General features: G+C 74.4%; 20 protein-coding genes and 1 riboswitch. Of the genes, 11 read left to right on the plus strand and 9 right to left on the minus strand.

Features of this window, described 5'->3' with window-relative positions; genetic code table 11:
• Positions 1-125: 125 nt before the first annotated feature.
• From AC07AB_RS17190 to AC07AB_RS17210, 5 genes are all read right to left on the minus strand, one after another.
• Positions 126-1,676 (minus strand): cobyric acid synthase, encoded by a 1,551-nt coding sequence (locus AC07AB_RS17190; protein WP_478567132.1) that lies wholly within the window; start codon positions 1,674-1,676, stop codon positions 126-128.
• Between the two features lie 8 nt (positions 1,677-1,684).
• On the minus strand, positions 1,685-2,830 hold the full coding sequence (locus AC07AB_RS17195; protein WP_478566921.1) for a cobalamin biosynthesis protein: 1,146 nt from the start codon (positions 2,828-2,830) through the stop codon (positions 1,685-1,687).
• A gap of 53 nt (positions 2,831-2,883) precedes the next feature.
• A riboswitch (cobalamin riboswitch) is annotated at positions 2,884-3,017 on the minus strand.
• A gap of 180 nt (positions 3,018-3,197) precedes the next feature.
• Positions 3,198-3,437: a hypothetical protein gene (locus tag AC07AB_RS17200; protein ID WP_478566924.1), complete on the minus strand. Its 240-nt coding sequence runs from the start codon at positions 3,435-3,437 to the stop codon at positions 3,198-3,200.
• A gap of 18 nt (positions 3,438-3,455) precedes the next feature.
• Entirely contained in the window at positions 3,456-4,715 is a 1,260-nt protein-coding gene (locus tag AC07AB_RS17205; protein ID WP_478566927.1) for an inorganic phosphate transporter, read from the minus strand.
• A gap of 170 nt (positions 4,716-4,885) precedes the next feature.
• Positions 4,886-5,689, minus strand: a complete 804-nt coding sequence (locus AC07AB_RS17210; protein WP_478566930.1) for a lysozyme — start codon at positions 5,687-5,689, stop codon at positions 4,886-4,888.
• A 262-nt stretch (positions 5,690-5,951) separates the two neighbouring features.
• On the opposite strand from AC07AB_RS17210, the gene AC07AB_RS17215 reads away from it, so the two are divergent.
• The 6 genes from AC07AB_RS17215 (at position 5,952) to AC07AB_RS17240 (ending at position 12,962) form a co-directional block, all read left to right on the plus strand.
• Complete coding sequence (locus AC07AB_RS17215) at positions 5,952-6,605, plus strand: class II aldolase/adducin family protein (protein ID WP_478566933.1); 654 nt, start codon at positions 5,952-5,954, stop codon at positions 6,603-6,605.
• A 278-nt stretch (positions 6,606-6,883) separates the two neighbouring features.
• Complete coding sequence (locus AC07AB_RS17220) at positions 6,884-8,011, plus strand: alpha/beta hydrolase (protein ID WP_478566936.1); 1,128 nt, start codon at positions 6,884-6,886, stop codon at positions 8,009-8,011.
• A gap of 88 nt (positions 8,012-8,099) precedes the next feature.
• Entirely contained in the window at positions 8,100-9,650 is a 1,551-nt protein-coding gene (locus tag AC07AB_RS17225; protein ID WP_478566939.1) for a hypothetical protein, read from the plus strand.
• 195 nt (positions 9,651-9,845) lie between these two features.
• A complete protein-coding gene (locus tag AC07AB_RS17230) occupies positions 9,846-11,444 on the plus strand; it encodes an ABC-F family ATP-binding cassette domain-containing protein (protein WP_478566942.1) in 1,599 nt (532 codons plus the stop codon).
• Between the two features lie 406 nt (positions 11,445-11,850).
• Positions 11,851-12,072 carry a helix-turn-helix domain-containing protein gene (locus AC07AB_RS17235; RefSeq protein ID WP_030889289.1) on the plus strand — a complete coding sequence of 74 codons (222 nt, stop codon included), beginning with the start codon at positions 11,851-11,853 and terminating at the stop codon, positions 12,070-12,072.
• A gap of 104 nt (positions 12,073-12,176) precedes the next feature.
• Positions 12,177-12,962 carry an enoyl-CoA hydratase/isomerase family protein gene (locus AC07AB_RS17240; RefSeq protein WP_478566944.1) on the plus strand — a complete coding sequence of 262 codons (786 nt, stop codon included), beginning with the start codon at positions 12,177-12,179 and terminating at the stop codon, positions 12,960-12,962.
• A gap of 106 nt (positions 12,963-13,068) precedes the next feature.
• Here AC07AB_RS17240 and AC07AB_RS17245 read toward each other — a convergent pair whose 3' ends face one another.
• On the minus strand, positions 13,069-13,935 hold the full coding sequence (locus tag AC07AB_RS17245) for a hypothetical protein (protein ID WP_478566947.1): 867 nt from the start codon (positions 13,933-13,935) through the stop codon (positions 13,069-13,071).
• Between the two features lie 170 nt (positions 13,936-14,105).
• On the opposite strand from AC07AB_RS17245, the gene AC07AB_RS17250 reads away from it, so the two are divergent.
• The 5 genes from AC07AB_RS17250 to amaP are packed head-to-tail and all read left to right on the plus strand — an operon-like array spanning position 14,106 to position 16,451.
• Positions 14,106-14,597 carry an Asp23/Gls24 family envelope stress response protein gene (locus AC07AB_RS17250; RefSeq protein ID WP_478566950.1) on the plus strand — a complete coding sequence of 164 codons (492 nt, stop codon included), beginning with the start codon at positions 14,106-14,108 and terminating at the stop codon, positions 14,595-14,597.
• Positions 14,598-14,609: 12 nt separating this feature from the next.
• Entirely contained in the window at positions 14,610-14,801 is a 192-nt protein-coding gene (locus tag AC07AB_RS17255; RefSeq protein WP_030889278.1) for a hypothetical protein, read from the plus strand.
• A gap of 54 nt (positions 14,802-14,855) precedes the next feature.
• Positions 14,856-15,194: an Asp23/Gls24 family envelope stress response protein gene (locus AC07AB_RS17260; RefSeq protein ID WP_478566952.1), complete on the plus strand. Its 339-nt coding sequence runs from the start codon at positions 14,856-14,858 to the stop codon at positions 15,192-15,194.
• Entirely contained in the window at positions 15,191-15,847 is a 657-nt protein-coding gene (locus tag AC07AB_RS17265) for a DUF6286 domain-containing protein (protein ID WP_478566955.1), read from the plus strand. Before AC07AB_RS17260 ends, AC07AB_RS17265 begins: the two co-directional genes overlap by 4 nt.
• A 7-nt stretch (positions 15,848-15,854) precedes the next feature.
• Complete coding sequence (gene amaP, locus AC07AB_RS17270) at positions 15,855-16,451, plus strand: alkaline shock response membrane anchor protein AmaP (RefSeq protein ID WP_478566958.1); 597 nt, start codon at positions 15,855-15,857, stop codon at positions 16,449-16,451.
• A 224-nt stretch (positions 16,452-16,675) separates the two neighbouring features.
• Here the strand turns inward: amaP and AC07AB_RS17275 are convergent, their stop codons facing one another.
• Genes AC07AB_RS17275 through AC07AB_RS17285 form a run of 3 tightly spaced genes read right to left on the minus strand, consistent with a single transcriptional unit; the run spans position 16,676 to position 20,098 of the window.
• Complete coding sequence (locus AC07AB_RS17275) at positions 16,676-17,431, minus strand: SDR family oxidoreductase (protein ID WP_478566961.1); 756 nt, start codon at positions 17,429-17,431, stop codon at positions 16,676-16,678.
• A gap of 4 nt (positions 17,432-17,435) precedes the next feature.
• Complete coding sequence (locus tag AC07AB_RS17280) at positions 17,436-19,223, minus strand: glycoside hydrolase family 15 protein (protein WP_478566964.1); 1,788 nt, start codon at positions 19,221-19,223, stop codon at positions 17,436-17,438.
• Positions 19,224-19,252: 29 nt separating this feature from the next.
• Positions 19,253-20,098: an SURF1 family cytochrome oxidase biogenesis protein gene (locus AC07AB_RS17285; RefSeq protein WP_478566967.1), complete on the minus strand. Its 846-nt coding sequence runs from the start codon at positions 20,096-20,098 to the stop codon at positions 19,253-19,255.
• Positions 20,099-20,183 lie beyond the last annotated feature (85 nt).

Genomic DNA, 20,183 nt, shown 5'->3' on the forward strand with positions numbered 1-20,183 from the left:
GAGTGGCCTGTGGCGATTGGCTCGTTGATGTCCGAGGTATCCGAGGTGTTCAGAGCGCCCGGGACGGCGGCCCCGGGCCGGGGGCGGCTGCGTGGTGGGCTCCGCGCACACGGAGCCGGCGCCCGTCACGGCGCCCCCGGCGGAATGAACGGCAGCCCCTCCGGCACGCCGTCCTCGATCAGCCGCAGCAGCGCGTCCGTGTCCGCGTGCTCCTCGATCAGGTCGCCCAGCCGGTCCAGCTGCTCCTCCCGCAGCGCCCCGAAGCTCGTGTCCGGGGCCGGCACGAACGCCCGGCCCGCGGCGTCCGCGACCCGCCGCAGGAACGCCCGCCGGAAGCCGTCGCTCTCCAGCGACCCGTGCCAGTGCGTGCCCCACACGGCCCCCACCCGGCAGCCGTCCAGGAACTCCTCGTCCCCGCCCGCCACTTCGGCGACCCCGTGGTGGATCTCGTACCCCTCCACGTGCTCGCCCAGCGCCGTGCCGGCGGGCCTGGCCAGGGTCTTGCCGGGGGCGAACCGGACCCGTACCGGCAGCAGGCCCAGCCCCGCCACCGTCCCGGCCTTCGACTCCACGTCGTCCTCGATGCGCTCGCCCAGCATCTGGAACCCGCCGCAGACGCCCAGCACCGGCCGCCCCTCCCGGGCCCGGCGCACGATGGCGTCGGCCAGCCCGCGCTCGCGCAGCCAGGCCAGCGCCCGTACCGTGCCGCGCGTGCCCGGCAGGACCACCAGATCGGCGTCGACCAGCTCCTCCGCCCGGTCCACGAACCGCACGACGACGCCCGGCTCGGCGGCCAGCGCGTCCACGTCCGTGAAGTTCGACATCAGCGGCACCGCGGCCACCGCGACGCGCAGCACGTCGGCGCCGTGCGGCGGCGCGACGACGCTCTCGCGCACCGCGCCGCGCATCGAGACCCGCAGCCCGTCCTCCTCGTCGATGCCGAGCCCGTGCGCGTACGGCAGGACGCCCACCGTCGGCCGCCCGGTGAGGTCCCGCAGCATGTCCAGGCCCGGTTCGAGCAGCGTCACGTCGCCGCGGAACTTGTTGACCAGATACCCGGCGATGAACCGCTGGTCCGCCTCGGAGAGCAGCGCCGTCGTGCCGAAGAACGACGCGAAGACGCCGCCGCGGTCGATGTCGCCGACCACGATCACCGGCAGCCGCGCGGCCCGCGCGATGCCCATGTTGACGATGTCCGTGCGGCGCAGATTGATCTCGGCGGGGCTGCCCGCGCCCTCGCAGATCACCGCGTCGTGCGTGCGGCGCAGCTCCTCCAGGCACTCCGTGACGGTGCCGAGCAGCTGCTCCCGCCCGGTGTACCGGGCCTCTTCGCCGTCGCCGAAGTAGCCCTGCGCGCTGAGTTCGCCCACCGGCTTGCCCATCAGCACGACCTGGCTGCTGCGGTCGCTGCCGGGCTTGAGGAGCACCGGGTTCATCAGCGCGCTCGGCTCCACACGCGCCGCCGCGGCCTGCATCGCCTGGGCCCGCCCGATCTCCGCGCCCTCGCGGGTCACGAAGGAGTTCAGCGACATATTCTGGGCCTTGAACGGGGCGACCTTGACGCCCTTGCGGACCAGCCACCGGCAGATCCCGGCCGTCACCACGCTCTTGCCCGCGTCCGAGGTGGTCCCGGCGACGAGCAGCCCCCCGCCCAGCCTGCCGCCCGCTCCGTGCATGTCGGCTCTCACCGGTCTCTCCTCGCTGCTGGGAAGCCCGCCTGTGGGAGGTCCCCCTCCGGGGCGTACGCGCGCGCCCCGGCCCCGCGGACCCGGGCGGCCCTCGGAAGTCTGCCCGGCGCCCGGCGCCCGGCCGCCTCGCGGGTACGGGACACGGCGCCCGTCCGTCCGTCCGTACGCGTCCGCGGGGCGCGTCCCGCCGTCGCCGTCGCCGTCGCGACGGCCGCCCGGCCCGCGACCGCGACGGCCAGCGCCAGCAGGGAGACCCGGCGCGAGAGCCGTACGGCCCGTTCGATGTCCTCGACGCCGACCGGGCGCAGCTCCGCTCCGAGTACGGGCCGGTGTTCGACCCGGCCCTGGTAGGCGAGCGTGCCGCCGAGGCGGACGCCGAGCGCGCCCGCGAAGGCGGCCTCGACCGGGCCGGCGTTGGGGCTCGGGTGCTTGGCCGCGTCGCGGCGGGCCACGCGCCACGCGCCGCGCGGATCGGGCCCGGCGACGGCGGCGAGCACGGCGGTCAGCCGCGCCCCCGGCCAGCCGGCGACGTCGTCGAGGCGGGCGGCGGCCCAGCCGAACCGGCGGTAGCGCGGCGACTTGTGGCCGACCATCGCGTCCAGGGTGTTGACAGCGCGGAAGCCGACCAGCCCCGGCACCCCGCCGACGGCCCCCCACACCAGCGCGCCGACCACCGCGTCGGAGGTGTTCTCGGCGACCGACTCCACCACGGCGCGCGCGATCTGCCGCTCGTCCAGCTCCCGGGGGTCGCGCCCGCACAGGTGCGGCAGCCGCTCCCGGGCCGCCGCGAGGTCCCCGGCGGCCAGCGCGCCGCCGACCGCCCGCGCCTCCCGGCCCAGCGAGGCGCCGCCGAGCACGGCCCAGGTGGCGGCGGCGGTCAGCGCGGCCTCGGCGGCGCGGGGCGCGGGCGCGGTGCGTACGGTACGGGCCAGCAGCGCGGCGCCCGCGGCGGCGCCGCCCGCGCACAGCGCGGTGTGCAGCGCGCCGGGGCCGCGGTGGTCGCGCCACAGGAGGCGTTCGGCCGCGGCGGCGGCGCGTCCGAAGGCGGCCACCGGGTGGCCGCGGCGGGGGTCGCCCGCGAGGAGGTCGCCGAGGAAGCCGAGCGCGGCGCCGTACGCGAAAGGGGCGTGACCGGCACGCATCCGTAGTGTCCTCACTCAGGGTCCGCGCCCTGGCTCGACGTGACCGGCGACCAGAGTCTCCTGGCTCCCGGATCCGCGCTTTCCCCGGCCTTCCAGCTCGGTGTCGGCGAGCCGTGGCCTGTGAGTGATGGGGGAGCGCTCCCCGGTAACAGTGGCGGGACCGCGCCGGATTCGCACCGGCTTCCTCTGCTGTCGCCGTTTGGCTCCGGAAGTCCACCATGGGCCGGGAACGGCCGTCAACTCACGCTTGACCTGCGACGAGGGAGTGTGCGGAGGCACACAGCGGGAAGCGCGGAAGGGCCCGCCGGGCGGCGTCGCTGAAACGCTCCGCCGCCCGGCGGGCCCGAAGGCGCTGCCGCCGCCCCGCTCAGGCGACGATGAGGTAGATGCCGTACGCGACGACCGCCGCGCACAGGGCGAAGCAGGCGTACGCGCCCGAGCGGGCGAGGGCGCCGGGGCCGCCGGTCGCGGCGGCCGTGCCGTCCCCCTGTTCCCGCGGCTTGCGGGACGTGCCGACGATGCCGAGCGTGAACACGCCCACCATGCCGACCGTCACCACGAGGCTGACGCCGAAGACCTGCCCGAGGGCTGCCCAGTCGATGTTCATGGCGTGGGTCCTGGTTCCTTAGCTGGTGCCCGCGGTGGCGGGGGCGAGGTCGTGGGGCCGGGCGGTCGGCACGTCCGCCGCGGTGAGCTGCCCGGCGGGCGGCGGGGCGACGCTCTGGAGCGCGGCGGTGACCACGCCGGCCGGCTCGGCGGCCGGGGCGTCCGCGGCGGCGGGCTCCGGCGCGTTCACATTGGTGTGGTCCACCGGCTTGCGGCGCGCGGCCGCCCAGATCGCGCCGCAGACGGCGAGGGCGAGGACGGCGACCGCGGTGATGCCCCAGTCGCCCTGGTCGGCGAGGAACGCCGCGCCGCCGGAGACGAGGGCCGCGGCCGGGAGCGTCAGGCACCAGGCGATGACCATACGGCCGGCCGTCGACCAGCGGACGACGCCGCCCTTGCGGCCGAGGCCGGAGCCCATCACCGCACCGGAGCAGACCTGGGTGGTGGAGAGCGCGAAGCCGAGGTGGGAGGAGGAGAGGATCACGGCGGCCGCGCCGGTCTGGGCGGCGAAGCCCTGCGGCGGCTGGATGTCGGTGATGCCCTTGCCCATGGTGCGGATGATGCGCCAGCCGCCCAGGTAGGTGCCGAGGGCGATGGCGAGACCGGCCGAGACGATGACCCACAGCGGCGGGTCGGCGTGCGGGGCGACGACGCCGCCGGTGACCAGCGCGAGGGTGATCACGCCCATGGTCTTCTGCGCGTCGTTGGTGCCGTGGGCGAGGGAGACCAGGGCGGCGGAGGCGATCTGGCCCGCGCGGTAGCCCTTGGCGGTGTCCCGTTCGTCGCGGTTGCGGGCGACGCGGTAGGTCAGGCGGGTGGCGAGCAGCGAGGCGAGGCCGGCGACGAAGGGGGCGGCCACCGCCGGGATGACGACCTTCATGATGACGGCGTCGCCGTTGACCCCGCTGGTGCCGACGGAGACCAGGGTCGCGCCGATCAGACCGCCGAAGAGGGCGTGCGAGGAGCTGGAGGGGAGCCCGGCCAGCCAGGTCAGGAGGTTCCAGACGATCGCGCCGACCAGGCCGGCGAAGATCACCTCGGGTCTGATGCCCGCGCCCTCGTCGATGATCCCGCCGGAGATGGTCTTGGCCACCTCGACGGAGAGGAACGCGCCGACGAGGTTCAGGGCCGCCGACATCCCCACCGCGGTGCGGGGGCCCAGGGCGCCGGTGGAGATGGTGGTGGCCATGGCGTTGGCCGTGTCGTGGAAGCCGTTCGTAAAGTCGAACACCAAGGCCGTGACGATCACGATCCCGATGAGAAGCGTGATGTGTTCCATTCACCCAGGCAATCAGTTTGGTGAGCAGTTACGCGGCGAACCTAAAGAGCCTTGATGAACGGAAGATGAACTGGAACGGGCGTGGTGGTGACGCCAACCGGAGTGGCGCGGCGCCCGGCGTCCCGGAAGCCGCGCCGCGGCGGTGCGGGGGTTGGGCGGCGGCCGGACGTTCACCCGGAGGCGAGCTGCCGCAGCCCCTTCATCGTGCCGTTGAACACGTCCTGGTCGCCCGGCAGGAGTCCGCGGTTCGCGTGCTGCCAGAAGGTCGCGAACGACCAGCCGGTGGGCATCGGCCCCGGCGAGTCGTGCCAGTTCGCCAGCCACAGCGGATGGTTCGCCGCGAAGGCCGCGCTGCCGCCCGTGCAGCTGTTCCACCAGCGGGCCGTCGTGTAGATCACCGGACGGCGGCTCGTACGCCGCAGCACCTCGCCGCTGAAGGACGAGATCCAGCGCACCATCTCCGTCCGGTTCAGCCCGTAGCACTTCTTCCCGCCGTACGGATTCCCCTCGATGTCCAGCGCGGGCGGCAGGGTCCAGCCGTCCGCCCGCCACGCGCCGCCGTGCCGCAGGAAGTACGCGGCCTGCGCGCGGCCCGAGGAGCGGCTGGGCACCCCGAAGTGGTACGCGCCGCGCAGCAGCCCGGCCTTCCGCGAGCCGTTGTACTGCTGCGTGAAGTACGGATTGCGGTAGTTCGTGGCCTCGGTGGCCTTCACATAGACGAAGCTCGCGCCGTCGGCGCGGACCGTCGGCCAGTGCACGTTCTTCTGGTGCGAGGACACATCGTGGCCGCGCGGCTTGGCCCAGGCCGCCGCCGGGGAGCTCTCGGCGAGGACGGCGGCTCCGAGAGCGAGCGCGGCGGCCGAGGCGGAGGCGGCGATCAGCCTGCCCCGCCGCCGCGGATGGTTGTCATGGTCCGTGTTTCCGCCCGGGAGGCGGAGCGCATGACACATCGCGGCAAGGTTCGTGGATGTCATGACCAACACCGTCGATCACCAGCCAATCACAGTAAGTCGCTTATCAGGCCCTCTATAGCGGATTCCGGAGGCTCCGGGTCCGCGCTGGAGCGCCGCCCGCCGCCGCGCCCCCTCGACGCCGCCTGTTCGGCCCCCTCCGGCCGCCCCCGCCGCGGCCCCGGTCCGCGACTCGCCCGCGGCCCGCCCGGCCCCCGTACGATCGCGCGACGGAACGCGACGGAAGCGGACGCAAGCGCACGGAATCCAGTGGAGGCGAAGGCTCATGACGGACCGCACCGCGGTGGAACGGACCTGGGCCGACGTGGTCGCCACGGCCCGCCGGACGGTCGCCGACGGGCTCGTCGTCGGCACCTCGGGCAATGTCTCCGCCCGCGCCGGCGACCTGATCCTCGTCACCCCCAGCGGGGTCCCCTACGACAGGCTCGGTGTTGACGACGCCGTCGCCGTCGACCTCGACGGCCGCCAGGTGCTCGGCGAGCTGATCCCCACCAGCGAACTCCCCATGCACCTCGCGATCTACCGCGAGACCCCCGCCCAGGCCGTCGTCCACACCCACGCCGAACACGCCACGGCCGTCTCCACGCTCGTCCCCGAGCTGCCCCTGATCCACTACATGGCCGCCGCGCTCGGCGGTCCCGTCCGCGTGGCCCCCTACGCCCTCTACGGCACCCGGGAGTTGGCCGAGAACATGCTCCGCGCCCTCGACGGCCGCACCGGCTGCCTCCTCCAGAACCACGGCACCGTCACCTACGGCGACACCCTCGGCCAGGCGTACGACCGCACCGCCCAGCTCGACTGGATGTGCCGGGTCTGGCTCACCGCCGCCGCCCAGCCCGGCCGCACCCCCACCCTGCTGACCGGCGAACAGCTCCAGCAGGTGACCGAGAAGCTCCGCGGCTACGGACAGCGCGACTGAGCCGGAGCGCCCCGCGCCGTACGCGCCCGAGCCGTGCCCGCAGGACGCACCGCCCGCGCCGTACGCGCCCGAGCCGTGCCCACCGGTCGCACCGCCCCGCGCCGCACGCGCCCGAGCCGCGCCCACCGGTCGTACCGCCCCGCGCCCGCGGCAGGCCCGCCCACGCCCGTACCGCCCGGCCTGAACCGGCCCGCCCCGGAGCCCGCCGCGCCGCGCCCCTTCACCCGGCCGCGCCCGCCCACTGGCCGTGCCACCCGCACGCACCCACACTGAGGAGGATGCGCCTGCGTACAGCGGCGGCCGCGGCCGTCACCACCGTGCTCGGTGCCGGGGCCGCCGCAGTGGCGGCCGGACGGTACGCCAGCGATGCTGCCCTCAAACCCGCACCGGGCCGCCCCTTGCCGGGCGACCCGCAACTCACCGTGCACGCCATCGCGGCCGGCCAGATCACCCTGAGCCGCACCCTCGCCTCGCTCCGCCCCGGCACGTACGGACTCACCGGCCCCGGCTGCCACGCCGTCGTCGGGCCCGTCGTCGAAGGCGCCCCGTCCCCCGCCGCCTGCGTCGTCCGCCGCCTCGAACGCGTCACCCACGGCAGGCTCGAACCCGGCCTGCGCATGCGGCTCACCCCCCAGGCGTATGTGGGCAACCCGCGCGACGCGCTCGGCCTCGACCACGCCGACGTCGACGTGCCCGGCGAACTCGGCACCCTGCCCGCCTGGTTCGTGCCCGGCGCCCGGGACATCTGGGTCATCACCACGCACGGCCTCGGCACCACCCGCGAACACCCCATGGTGGTCATGCCGTTCCTGCACGGGCAGCAGCTGCCCGTGCTGGACCTCGCCTACCGCGGCGACCCCGGCGCGCCCCGCCAACCCGACGGCATCGGCCGCCTCGGCGACACCGAATGGCGCGACCTGGACGCCGCGATCCGCTACGCCGTGCGCTACGGGGCGCGCGGCGTCATCCTGCACGGCTTCTCCACCGGCGCCACCATGGCGCTGCGCGCCGCCACCTCATCCGCGCTGCGCCACCGCGTCAGCGGCATCGTCCTGGACTCCCCGGTCCTCGACTGGCAGGCCACACTGCGCGCCACGGCCGCCGCCCGCCACACCCCCTCGGCGCTGCTGCCGCTGGCCGTACGGGCCGCACAGGGCCGCACCGGCCTGCTCACCGGCGAGCGCGCGGAAGCCGCCGCGGCCGCCGGCCTCGCCGTGCCCACCCTGATCGTGCACGGGCCGGACGACACCGTCGCCCCCTGGCGGAGCTCCCGCGAACTGGCCGCCGCGCGACCCGACCTGATCACGCTTCACACCGTTCCGCGCGCGCCGCACGCCGCGATGTGGAACGCTGATCCGCAGGGCTACGAAGAAGCCCTGCGGCGCTTCATGACACCGCTCATGTAGCGCCTCGGACACCGCCGCGCACCGCGGCGAAGATCCCCGTCGGGCATTCCGATTGGGTTTTCGGAGCGTCAACGGCAAGACTGCTCCTGTGACGTCCCGTACTCCGCGCGACTCCCGGCTCCGACTTGTCCCTCAAGCGCCGATCGCCGCAGCCCGCCGGGCCGTGGCGAACCGCGGCTCCCGCCCGGCGCCCCGCCCACCAGCGGGCATGCCGCCACCGGCCGAGCTGGCCCGGCACGCGCGAGTCGGGCTCACCGGCGCCGTCAAGGTCGCCCGCTGGATGGCCGAGGAGCGCGGCCAAGGCGCCGAGCCCCGGTCCGGCGGCATCGCGGCGCTCTCCGACGAGGCGGTCGAGCGGGCTGCCGCCGCCCTGCTGCTCCCCGCGCCCCGGGTACGCGCCGACTGGGACCGGGCCCGCCTCACGGGCCTCATCGAGATCCACGGCGCCGCCGCCCGCCCCGGCTGGCGGCTCCAGGCGTGGGACCGCGACGACAGCGCCGTACTGCGCGGCTGGGTCGCCCTCTTCGACGCCTGGTCGCTCGCCCACCCGGCCCGCCCCGACGCCGACCCGGCCATAGCCGCCGAAGTCGTCGAGGCCGTGCCGCAGCTCCTGTCCGTCATGCACCTGTCGGCCGGCGCGCTCTCCGCCGCGATGCTGCTCGACCTGCTCCAGCAGCGCGTCGCCGAGATCCGCGCCGAGCGGTGCGAAGTGCCGTACGGACAGCGGTCCCCGGCCGCCACGCGGACCGGCCCCGACGCGCCGGCCGCCCCCGAGCACCCCGAGAGCGCCGTCACCGCCACCGCCGGCACCCGCCTCGCCGAGCCCGCGGGCCCGGCTGTGCCGGAGACGTCTGACGACCCGCTGCCCCCGCTGCTCGACTGGGCCCTCGCGGCCCTCGCCTCCGTCGGCGCGCTCGTCGTGCGCGAGGGCACCCCGGCGGACGCCACCGACACGGCCGGTCCGCCGGGGGCCGCCCACGCCGACACCCGCATCGCGGCCCTGACACCGCTCGGCAACTGGGCGGTGTGGGTCAAGCTGGAACAGATCTGCGTCGCCGCCCAGAGCCCCGCGGGCAACATCGAACTGTCCGCCGAGGACATGTTGCGCGGCTGCGCCGACCTCACCCCCGGCCCGGCCCGCGCCGAATACCGCGCCTGGCTCGCCGCCCGCCCCGTGGGCAGCGCCGTCACCGAGCTCCTCGACGCCGCCCGCGGCGACGACGCCCTGCTGCGCGGCCTCGCCTTCGAGGCGCTGCGCGCGGTCGGCGCACCCGCCGAGCCCGCCGTCCGCGGCGCCTCCGGAGAGCCCGTCCTGCGCCCGTACGCCCTGCTGTGGCTGGCCGAGCAGGAGGGCGGCGATCCGGAGAGCACGCTGTCCGTGCTGACCCGCGAGGAAGCCACCTGGCTGTGGGTCGACACCGCCGCGGCCGTCGCCGACCACGGCGAGAGCCGGCTGCTGGTCCGCCATCTCGACTCGGCCGTCCAGGGCACCGTGCCGGCGCTCCTGGAGGAGGTACGGGCCGTCGGCCACCCGCGCACCGTGCAGGTACTGGTCGCGCTGGCCGCCGCGCACCCGGACCCGGCGCTCGCCAAGGCGGTGCGCCGGGCGGCGTTCCAGGTGCACACCGGCGGGGTCTGAGCCCCGGCCCCGGCGCGGCGGGCACCCGCCGGGGCGGTACGCGCCGAAGCCCCGCGGGCCGTCCCGGCCGCCGCGGAATCCAAGTTGCGAGCCACCGTTAGAATGGTCCGTATGGCTTTCCTCCTTGTGCATTAGACGGCGTCAGACAGACCTCGACCGTCCCGCCCGCCGTCCATCCTGCCCAGGAGCAATACCGTGATCACCGCCTCCGGCGTCGAGCTGCGTGCCGGCGCACGCATTCTCATCGAGTCCGCTTCCTTCCGTATCGCCAAGGGCGACCGCATCGGCCTCGTCGGCCGCAACGGAGCGGGCAAGACCACGCTCACCAAGTGCCTGGCGGGCGAGGGCCAGCCCGCCGCCGGGTCCATCACCCGCTCCGGCGAGGTCGGCTATCTGCCGCAGGACCCGCGCACCGGCGACCTCGACGTCTTCGCCCGCGACCGCATCCTCTCGGCCCGCGGCCTGGACTCGGTGCTCCGCAAGATGCGGGAGAACGAGGACCGCATGGCCAACGGGCAGGGCGCCACGCGTGAGAAGGCCATGAAGAAGTACGAGCGCCTGGAGACGGAGTTCCTCACCAAGGGCGGGTACGCGGCCGAGGCGGAGGCCGCGACCATCGCCGCCAGCCTCGGACTGCCCGACCGGGTGCTCGGCCAGCCGCTGCACACCCTCTCCGGCGGCCAGCGCCGCCGCGTCGAGCTCGCCCGCATCCTCTTCTCGGACGCCGACACCCTGCTCCTCGACGAGCCGACCAACCACCTCGACGCCGACTCCATCGTCTGGCTGCGCGACTACCTCAAGACCTACCGCGGCGGCTTCATCGTCATCTCCCACGACGTCGAACTGGTCGAGACCGTCGTCAACAAGGTCTTCTACCTCGACGCCAACCGGTCCCAGATCGACATCTACAACATGGGCTGGAAGCTGTACCAGCAGCAGCGCGAGGCCGACGAGAAGCGCCGCAAGCGCGAGCGGCAGAACGCCGAGAAGAAGGCGTCCGCCCTCAATTCGCAGGCCGACAAGATGCGCGCCAAGGCGACGAAGACCGTCGCCGCGCAGAACATGGCCAAGCGGGCCGAGCGGCTGCTCGCCGGGCTGGAGGACGTGCGCGCCTCCGACAAGGTCGCCAAGCTGCGCTTCCCCGACCCCGCACCGTGCGGCAAGACCCCGCTCACCGCCGAGGGCCTGTCCAAGTCGTACGGATCGCTGGAGATCTTCACCGACGTGGACCTGGCCATCGACAAGGGCTCGCGGGTGGTCATCCTCGGCCTCAACGGCGCGGGCAAGACCACGCTGCTGCGGCTGCTCGCCGGGGCCGAGAAGCCCGACACCGGCCAGGTCACGCCCGGCCACGGCCTCAAGCTCGGCTATTACGCGCAGGAGCACGAGACGCTCGACCCGGACCGCACGGTCCTGGAGAACATGCGCTCCGCCGCCCCCGACCTCGACCTCGTCGCGGTCCGCAAGACGCTCGGCTCGTTCCTCTTCTCCGGCGACGACGTCGACAAGCCGGCCGCCGTGCTCTCCGGCGGCGAGAAGACGCGGCTGGCGCTGGCCACCCTCGTCGTCTCCTCCGCCAACGTCCTGCTCCTCGACGAGCCCACCAACAACCTCGACCCGGCCAGCCGCGAGGAGATCCTCGGCGCGCTGCGCACGTACAAGGGCGCGGTCGTGATGGTGACCCACGACGAGGGCGCGGTGGACGCGCTCCAGCCGGAGCGCATCATCCTGCTCCCGGACGGCGTCGAGGACCTGTGGGGCGCCGACTACCTGGATCTGGTCGCCCTGGCCTGATTGGGCACGGAACGTAACCGAATGCCGCGATCGGCCCGTACCCCTGGGGTGCGGGCCGATCCGCATGAGGTGATCAGTGCCGACTGGATCATTCGGCCGACGCGTGATCCATCATCTGAGTGAGTGCGGCTCGTACCGCAGCGTGGCTGAGCGCCCCGGCGTGCGCCCTGTGCGTCCCGCCGGGCGCTCCGGCCCCGCCCGCGCCCCCGCCGGGCCTGACCTGCCGCTTCGCCCGGCAACCCGGACGGCCGTACGCCCGAACCCCCTCGGAATCCCGTGTTCCGGGGGCTGTCGGCCCCTCAATGCCGGGAAAACCCCTCTCACCTACCTTGCCGAATGGGTGGCCAGGATGGCGTGGAGGGGTGATCATGAGAGTCCAGAGCGCACTTCCCACGAGGAGGCACGGGTGGCCGAGACTCTGAAGAAGGGCAGCCGGGTTACCGGCGCCGCGCGCGAAAAGCTCGCGGCAGACCTGAAGAAGAAGTACGACTCCGGTGCGAGCATTCGGGCGCTGGCCGAGGAAACCGGCCGTTCCTATGGGTTCGTCCACCGGATGCTCAGCGAATCGGGCGTAACTCTGCGTGGCCGCGGAGGGGCGACGAGGGGCAAGAAACCTGCCTCTGCCTGACGAGGCCGGCTCCGGAATGCAGTGGTGCCACCCGGTCTGCCGTTCGGCCGACCGGGTGGTTACTGTTCAGTCAACTTAACTGCGGTTGACTCCGGAGGCACCCCTTGACCCTGCTCGACAAGGACGGCGTGCGGCTCGCCGTCGACGAAGCGGCGACCACGGCCACGGTGACGCTGGCCAACCCGGCCAAGCGCAACGCCCAGTCGCCCGCCCTGTGGCGGGCGCTGGCCGAGGCCGGGCGACTCCTGCCGGGCACCGTGCGCGTCGTCGTGGTGCGCGGAGAGGGCAAGTCCTTCTCCGCGGGCCTCGACCGGCAGGCTTTCACCCCCGAGGGCTTCGACGGCGAGCCGTCCTTCCTCGACTTGGCGTGCGGCTCGGAGAGCGGCCTCGACGCGGCCATCGCCGAGTACCAGGAGGCGTTCACCTGGTGGCGGCGGAACGACATCGTCTCCGTCGCCGCCGTCCAGGGGCACGCGATCGGCGCCGGGTTCCAGCTCGCCCTCGCCTGCGACCTGCGCGTCTGCGCGGACGATGTCCAGTTCGCGATGCGGGAGACGAGCCTGGGCCTGGTGCCCGACCTCACCGGCACCACCCCGCTCCTCTCGCTGGTCGGCTACGCCCGCGCGCTGGAGATCTGCGCCACGGGCCGGTCCGTCCACGCCGAGGAGGCCGAACGCACCGGCCTCGCCAACCTCGTCGTGCCCGCCGGTGACCTCGACGCCGCCGTGGCGGACCTGGCCGCCGCGCTGCTCGCCGCCCCGCGCGACGCCGTCATCGAGACCAAGGCCCTGCTGCGCGACGCCGCCGGCCGTACGTACGACGAGCAGCGCGCCGCGGAGCGCGCCGCCCAGGGCCGCCGACTGCGCGACCTGGCCGGCCTCTCGGACTGAACCCGCCGGTCCCGCCGGTCCCGCGGGGCCTCGGAGCCTGGACAGTCATGTCCGTGGCCGGATCAGCGCGCGCCGGCGCCGGGCGTGAACACCGGCTCTCAGAGCCTCAGCCCTCGGCGCCGTCCACGGCCGTCACGAGCACGGCGACGGTGACCGGGCCGGCGGCGCTCGGTGCCACGGCCCCGGCCACCGCGGCGCGGACGGCCAGCGCCACGTCGAGGGCGCGGTGGTCCGCGCCGACGGCGAGCTGGACCTGCACGTGCCGCCCGGCCGTCTCCTCCCCGTCGCCGTCCTGCGGCGCGCGGTCCTCGATCCGTACGGCGTGCGCCGCCGGGCCGCCGAGCGCCGGGGCCAGTCGGGTGACGCCCGCGACGCCCCGCGCCGCGGCCTCGACGGCGCCGGTCTCCGTATGGGCGCCGGAGGGAGCGTCGCCGGGGGAGTACGGGCCCGCTGACGCCGAGCCGTCCCGGCCGCCGGAGCCGTCCGCCGCGTCATCGCCGCCGCCGTCCCCCTGCTCGCCCCCGTCCCCCTGCTCGTCCCTGTCCCCGTCCCCGCTCTCACTCTCGTCGTCGAGCAGCGACGTGATGTGCAGATCCACCGTGTCCACGGCCAGCCCGAGGCGATTGACGGCCGTCGCCCGCAGCGTGTCGCGCAGCAGCCCCGCCGTAGTGGGCAACGGCTGATCGGCCGAGGCCGCGAACCGCGCCTCGACGCTCAGCGGCCCCGGCGGCAGGGCGCTCGGCGGGGGCGGCACCGCCGCACGCTCCGCCGGTGGAGCGTCGGTCGGCGCGTCGGCCGACCCGATGCGCAGCGGGCCGAGGCGGACGCCGGGCAGCGCGTCGGCGGCCCGGCGCAGCACACCGCCCGCCGCGCGCTCCGTGATCCACGCACCGTCCGCGGGGCCGCCCAGCGGCAGCACCCTGCCGAGGCGGAGTTGCTGCCGTACCGCTTGTGCCAACCGGTCCGTGACCACAGTCCGTCGCCCCTTCGTCGTGCGTACGCCCAGCCTGCCGCACCGGCCCACCCGATCGGCGGGTGACGCGCCACGGCTGACGTATCCCCGGAGCGGGACGGCGGAATCGCACTTAGGGTGGCAAAAGGAGCGGCAGGCCGCTCCTTCCCCGCGGAAAGGGATGATCGGCGATGAGTGACACGGCACAGTTCAAGCAGTCCGGATCGTCGGGCCAGGAGCAGTCGGGCGGCGAGGGCAGGAAGACGCTCGGGTCGAGCGGCAAGCGCGGCTCCGCCCCGGGCGACCGAGGCCGGACCACCATCGCCGACGGCGTCGTGGAGAAGATCGCCGGGCTGGCGGCCCGGGATGTGGTCGGCGTGCACGCGATGGGTAGTGGTCTCTCACGGACCTTCGGCGCGGTCCGGGACCGGGTGCCCGGCAGCGGGAAGTCCGTCACGCGTGGCGTGAAGGCCGAAGTGGGCGAGGTGCAGACGGCGCTCGATCTGGAGATCGTGGTCGAGTACGGCGTGTCGATCGCGGATGTGGCGCGGTCCGTGCGGGAGAACGTGGTCTCCGGGGTCGAGCGGATGACCGGCCTCGAAGTGGTCGAGGTCAATATCGCGGTGAGCGACGTGAAACTGCCGGACGAAGAAGAGGACGAGCCGGAGCCGAGGCTCCAGTAGAAGGAGCACAGGATGAGCATGGCCGTGGTCGGTCTGATCGTGGGCATGGCGCTGGGGTTCGCCGGATACTTCGGCGGGTTCGGAGCCTTTCTGCTGGTGGCGGCCCTGGGCGCCATCGGGTTCGTAGCCGGCCGGTTCCTGGACGGCGATCTGGAACCGGGCGACTTCTTCCGCACGCGCGAGCGTGACGGACGCCGGCGGTGACGGTGCGCGAACACCCTGGAAACGCGATGCGCGAACACGCGGTGAGGGGGCACGGTGGAGCCGGCTGAGCGGGGTGCGACGCGCATCGCGGACCGGGTCGTATCGAAGATCGCCTCGCAGGCGGCGCGCGAGGCGCTGACCGGCCCGGCGGCGGACGGCGCGGCGGACGTCCCGCACGCGGCCGTGGCCGTACGGGAGATGTCGGCCCGGGTGCGGGTCTCCGTCGAACTCGGCTATCCGTCCGACATCGGCGCGCAGTGCGGCGCGGTGCGCCGCCGAGTCGCCGAGCGGGTACGGACGTTGACGGGCATGGAGGTGCCCGAGGTCGCGGTCACCGTGGAGCGGCTGCACTCGCCGCAACTCCAGCGCGCGGGCCAGGGAAGGGTGCGATGAGCGACAGCGAACCGGGTACGCGGAGTTCGCCGACGCTGGAGAAGGCGTCGGACGCGGCGGGGGCCGAGCGGTCCGGGAGCGCCACGGCTCCGGAGCCGGGCGGTCCGGACGGCGGCCGGGCCGGGCGGTTCTGGTCCACGCGGCGGGTGCCGGCCGTGCTGGTCGGGCTGGTGCTGCTGGGCGCCGCCGGGCTCTTCCTCTATGACGTGGCGGCCGTACGGGCGGACCGCCCCGCGATGCGGTGGCGCCGGTGGCTCGCCGACCAGCTGGCGACCCGTCACCTCGAACACGGCTGGGTCATCGCCGGGGCCGCGATCGCCGTGGTGCTGGGCGTGTGGCTGCTGGTGCTGGCCCTGACGCCGGGCCTGCGCAGGTCGCTGCCGATGCGGCGGACCGGCGGCGTACGGGCCGGGCTGGACCGCGCCGCGGCCTCCCTCGTGCTGCGGGACCGGGCGATGAAGGTCGCCGGGGTGCAGTCGGTGCGGGTGGACGTCGGGCGGCGGCGGGTCAAGGCGCGGGCGCAGTCGCATTTCAGGGACGTGGACGAAGTGCGCGGCGATCTGGACGCGGCACTGGCCGACGGCATCCGCCAGTTGGGGCTGGTGCGGCAGCCGGGCCTGTCCGTGCACGTACGCCGACCGGCGAAGAGGTGAGCGCGCGGTGTTGAGGACCGTCAATCGGGTATTGGTCGGGCTCGTGGGCCTGGTGCTGCTGGCGCTGGGCGCCGCCGTGCTGCTCGGCGGCCTGGATCTGCCGCGGCGGTGGGGCTTCTCGCTGCCTTCGGCCTGGCCGTGGAGCGGCCCCCGCGATGTGCTGCTGAGCCACGCGGACCGCACCAAGTGGCGGGCCGACGGCTGGTGGTGGCCGGTGGTCATCGCGGTGCTGGCCGTACTGGTGCTGTTGTGTCTGTGGTGGCTGCTGGCACAGACGCGGCGGCGGCGCCTGCGCGAACTGCTGGTGGACAGTGGCGACGGCGAAGGCGCGCGGCTGCGCGGCCGGGCGCTGGAGGACGCTCTGGCGGCGGAGGCCGAGGACCTGGACGGCGTCGACCGGGCCCATGTCGCGCTGCGCGGCCGGCGCACGGCGCCGCGGGCCCGGGTGGGCCTGGTCCTGGAGGCGCACGCGGAACCGGCGGTGGCGCTGGACCGGCTGCGGACCGAGGCCCTGGAGCACGCCCGCGTCTCGGCGGGCCTGGACCGGCTGCCGGCCGAGGTCCGCCTCAGAGCGGTCCGGCACCGCGCGCGCCGCGTGACCTGACGGCCCGGGACCGCGCCGCCCGGACCCGGGCCCGTACCGCTTGAGCACCCGCCGTACTGGACAGTCCGCCGCGCCGCCCGGGCCGGGCCCGATACCGCGCGCCGCCCGTACCGCTTGAGCACCCGCCGGAGGGGCCCGGCGTCCGGCGTCCGCCGCACCGCGACAGGCCCGGCCCCCGCCGGGCGCGGCGGCCCGTGAGAGCCGGAACGCGCGGCCCGAGAAAGCTAGAAGCCGTGCCGGGCGCCCCCGTCCACCGGCAGCATCACGCCGTTGACGTACGAGGCGGCGGGGGAGAGCAGGAACGCCGCCGTGCGGCCGAACTCGGCCGGAGTGCCGTAGCGGCCCAGCGGGATCGCCGCGGTGCGGCGCTCCCGGTTCTCGTCGGCGTCGCCGGAGAGCGCGTCGAGTTCGCGGATGCGGTCGGTGAGGATGCGGCCGGGGAGCAGGCCGAGTACGCGGATGCCGCGGGGGCCGAGCTCCACGGACAGGGACTTGGCGAACCCGGCGAGCCCCGGCCGGAGCCCGTTGGAGATCGTGAGCCCGGCGATCGGCTCGTGCACGGACGCGGAGAGGACGAAGGCGATCACGCCGTCCGCGTCGAGCGCCGCCGACGCGGCGCGGGCGAGCCGGACCGCGCCGAGGAAGACGGCTTCGAAGGACGTGCGCCACTGCTCGTCGGTGTTGTCGGCGGCCGACCCCGGCGGCGGGCCGCCGACGCTGATCAGGATGCCGTCGAGGCGGCCGAAGCGGTCGCGGGCGGCGGCGATGAGGCGGTCGGCCGCGGCGGGGTCCGCGTTGTCGGCGGGCACTCCGGCGCAGCCGTCACCGAGCTGCTCCGCGGCGGCGGCCACCGTCCGCTCGTCCCGGCCGGTGATGACCACCTTCGCGCCGTCGGCGAGGAGCTCGCGCGCGGTGGCGTAGCCCAGCCCGCGGGTGGCTCCGGTGACGATGTACACGCGGTCTTTGAGTCCAAGATCCATGGGGTCAGTCTGCCGGTTCCCCGTCCATGAGCGTGTGGGCGGTGCCGACCAGGCCGATGTGGCTGAACGCCTGCGGGAAGTTGCCGAGCATCCGCCCCGCCACGGGGTCGTACTCCTCGGCGAGCAGCCCGACGTCGTTGCGGAGCGCCAGTAGCCGCTGGAACAGCTCCTCGCCCTCCTTCTTCCGGCCGGTCAGGCACAGGGCGTCGGCCAGCCAGAACGAGCAGACGAGGAAGGCGCCCTCGGACCCGGGCAGGCCGTCGACCGTGCCGCCTTCGGTGCTGTAGCGCCGTACGAGGCCGTCGTGGCGCAGCTCGCGCGCCACCGCGTCGACGGTGCCGACCACCCGCGGGTCGTCGGGGGGCAGGAACCCCACCCGGGGGATGAGGAGCGTGGCGGCGTCGAGTTCGGCCGAGCCGTAGGACTGGGTGAAGGTGTTGCGCTCGGGGTCGTACCCCTTCTCGCAGACCTCGCGGTGCACCTCGTCGCGCATCGCCCGCCACAGGTCGAGGTCGCCCTCAAGCCCGGGGTCGTCCTCCAGGGTGCGCACGGCGCGGTCGGCGGCGACCCAGGCCATCACCTTGGAGTGGACGAAGTGCCGGCGCGGCCCGCGGACCTCCCACAGCCCCTCGTCGGGCTCCCGCCACGTGGACTCCAGGAACTCCATGAAGCGCCGCTGCACGTTCCAGGCGTGCGGCTTGTCCTTGAGCCCGGCGGAGCGTGCGAGGTGGAGCGAGTCGATGACCTCGCCGTACACGTCGAGCTGGAGCTGGCTGACGGCGCCGTTGCCGATGCGTACGGGCGCGGAGCCCTCGAATCCGGCGAGCCAGGGGAGTTCGCTCTCCGGCAGCCGGCGCTCGCCCCCGATGCCGTACATGATCTGGAGGTCGGCGGGGTCACCGGCGATGGCGCGCAGCAGCCAGTCGCGCCAGTCGGCGGCCTCCTGCTGGTATCCGGCGGAGAGCAGCGCGCCGAGGGTGAGCGTGGAGTCGCGCAGCCAGCAGTAGCGGTAGTCCCAGTTGCGCACGCCGCCGATGGATTCGGGGAGGGAGGCGGTGGGGGCGGCGACGATGCCGCCGGTGGGGGCGTAGGTGAGCGCCTTGAGGGTGATGAGGGAGCGGACGACGGCCTCGCGGTGCGGACCCCGGTGGCTGCACTTGCGGGCCCAGGCGCGCCAGTCCGCGAGGCTGTATTCGAGGGCCTTGTACGGGTCGAGCTCCTTCGGGCGCGGCTTGTGCGAGGGGTGCCAGGTGAGGACGAAGGCGACCCGTTCGCCTTCGGCGACGGTGAAGTCGGAGCACGTGGAGAAGTCATGGCCGTACGTCTTCACCGGCGGCTCGCTGCGCAGCCAGGTGGAGTCAGGGCCGGCGACGGCCACCCGCCGGCTGCCGCCGGAGCGGCGCACCCAGGGGACGACGCGGCCGTAGTCGAAGCGCAGCCGCAGCACGCCGCTCATGTCGACGGAGCCGCTGACGCCCTCGACGATCCGGATGACATCGGGGGCCTCGTCGCGCTGCGGCATGAAGTCGGTGACCTTGACGGTGCCGCTCTCCGTCTCCCAGACCGTCTCCAGGACGAGGGAGTCGTCGAGGTAGGCGCGGCGGGTGCAGGTCCCGGCGCCGGCCGGGGCGAGCCGCCAGTGCCCGTTGTCCTCGTCCCCCAGCAGCGCGGCGAAGCAGGCGGACGAGTCGAACCGGGGCAGGCAGAGCCAGTCGATGGAGCCGTCCTTGCCGACCAGGGCGGCGGTCTGGAGATCGCCGATGAGCGCGTAATCCTCGATGAGTTGAGCCACGCGTGCCGCCTTCCCGGTAGGCGGGTGCGCTACTCCGCCGCGGCGGCCGTACGGGCGATCTCCGGGCCCTTCGGCTCGCCTGGGGCGGTCTCTTCGGCGGCGGCGGCCTCGTTGGCCTTCTTGGCCGCGTCGGCGAGGCGGTCGCGGCGCTCCCTGCGGACCAGGATGACCCACCCGACGGGGACGGCGCCGGAGAACAGCCACCACTGCACGGCGTAGGCCATGTGCGGGCCGATCTCGCTGTGGTCGGGGGCGGGGACGAGTTCGGGCTGCCCCTTGGCGTGCGGGGAGATCAGCTCGATATAGCCGCCGAGTAGCGGGCGGTGCACGTTCTTCGCCTGTTCGCCGCTGTTGATCAGCATGACCTGGCGGGGCGGCAGGCCCTTTTTGTCCTTGATGCCGCTGTAGCCGCTGGTTTCGTCCTCTTTGAGCCGTCCGGTGACGGCGACCTTCCCGGCGGGCGGCGCGGGGACCTTCGGGAACTCGGTGAGGTTCCCGTCGGCGGGGATCCAGCCGCGGTTGACGAGGACCGCCCGGCCGTCGTCGAGCAGCAGCGGGGTGAGGACGTAATAGCCCTGGCTCTGGCCGTCCGCCGAGGTCCGCTGGCGGACCACCACCTCGTCCTTGGCGTCGTACGTTCCCTGCGCGGTCACCCGGCGCCACATGTCGTCGTGCGGGACGGTGCGGCCGGGCGCGGTGAGCTTGCCGACCGGTACGGGTTCGGCGTCCAGACTGTCCGCGATCAGCTGGTTCTGCGCGACTTTGTGCTCATGGCGGTGGAACTGCCAGAAGCCCAGTTTGATCATCACCGGAATCAGGACGAGCCCCACCAGCGTGAGGATCACCCACTGCCGGGACAACAGGAAGCGATACACGGCTTCGACGGTACCCGCAGGGGCGCGGGCCCGGACTATTGGGTCCCGCGGGCCCGGCCCGGCGGTCCCGCCGGGCCCGCCGCCG

Source organism: Streptomyces sp. NPDC044033 (assembly GCF_056434425.1).

Coding starts and splice junctions, on each gene's coding strand:
- AC07AB_RS17190 (WP_478567132.1), bottom strand. CDS start 1,676: ATGCACGGAGCGGGCGGCAGGCTGGGCGGGGGGCTGCTCGTCGCCGGG.
- AC07AB_RS17195 (WP_478566921.1), bottom strand. CDS start 2,830: ATGCGTGCCGGTCACGCCCCTTTCGCGTACGGCGCCGCGCTCGGCTTC.
- AC07AB_RS17200 (WP_478566924.1), bottom strand. CDS start 3,437: ATGAACATCGACTGGGCAGCCCTCGGGCAGGTCTTCGGCGTCAGCCTC.
- AC07AB_RS17205 (WP_478566927.1), bottom strand. CDS start 4,715: ATGGAACACATCACGCTTCTCATCGGGATCGTGATCGTCACGGCCTTG.
- AC07AB_RS17210 (WP_478566930.1), bottom strand. CDS start 5,689: ATGACATCCACGAACCTTGCCGCGATGTGTCATGCGCTCCGCCTCCCG.
- AC07AB_RS17215 (WP_478566933.1), top strand. CDS start 5,952: ATGACGGACCGCACCGCGGTGGAACGGACCTGGGCCGACGTGGTCGCC.
- AC07AB_RS17220 (WP_478566936.1), top strand. CDS start 6,884: ATGCGCCTGCGTACAGCGGCGGCCGCGGCCGTCACCACCGTGCTCGGT.
- AC07AB_RS17250 (WP_478566950.1), top strand. CDS start 14,106: ATGAGTGACACGGCACAGTTCAAGCAGTCCGGATCGTCGGGCCAGGAG.
- AC07AB_RS17255 (WP_030889278.1), top strand. CDS start 14,610: ATGAGCATGGCCGTGGTCGGTCTGATCGTGGGCATGGCGCTGGGGTTC.
- AC07AB_RS17265 (WP_478566955.1), top strand. CDS start 15,191: ATGAGCGACAGCGAACCGGGTACGCGGAGTTCGCCGACGCTGGAGAAG.
- AC07AB_RS17275 (WP_478566961.1), bottom strand. CDS start 17,431: ATGGATCTTGGACTCAAAGACCGCGTGTACATCGTCACCGGAGCCACC.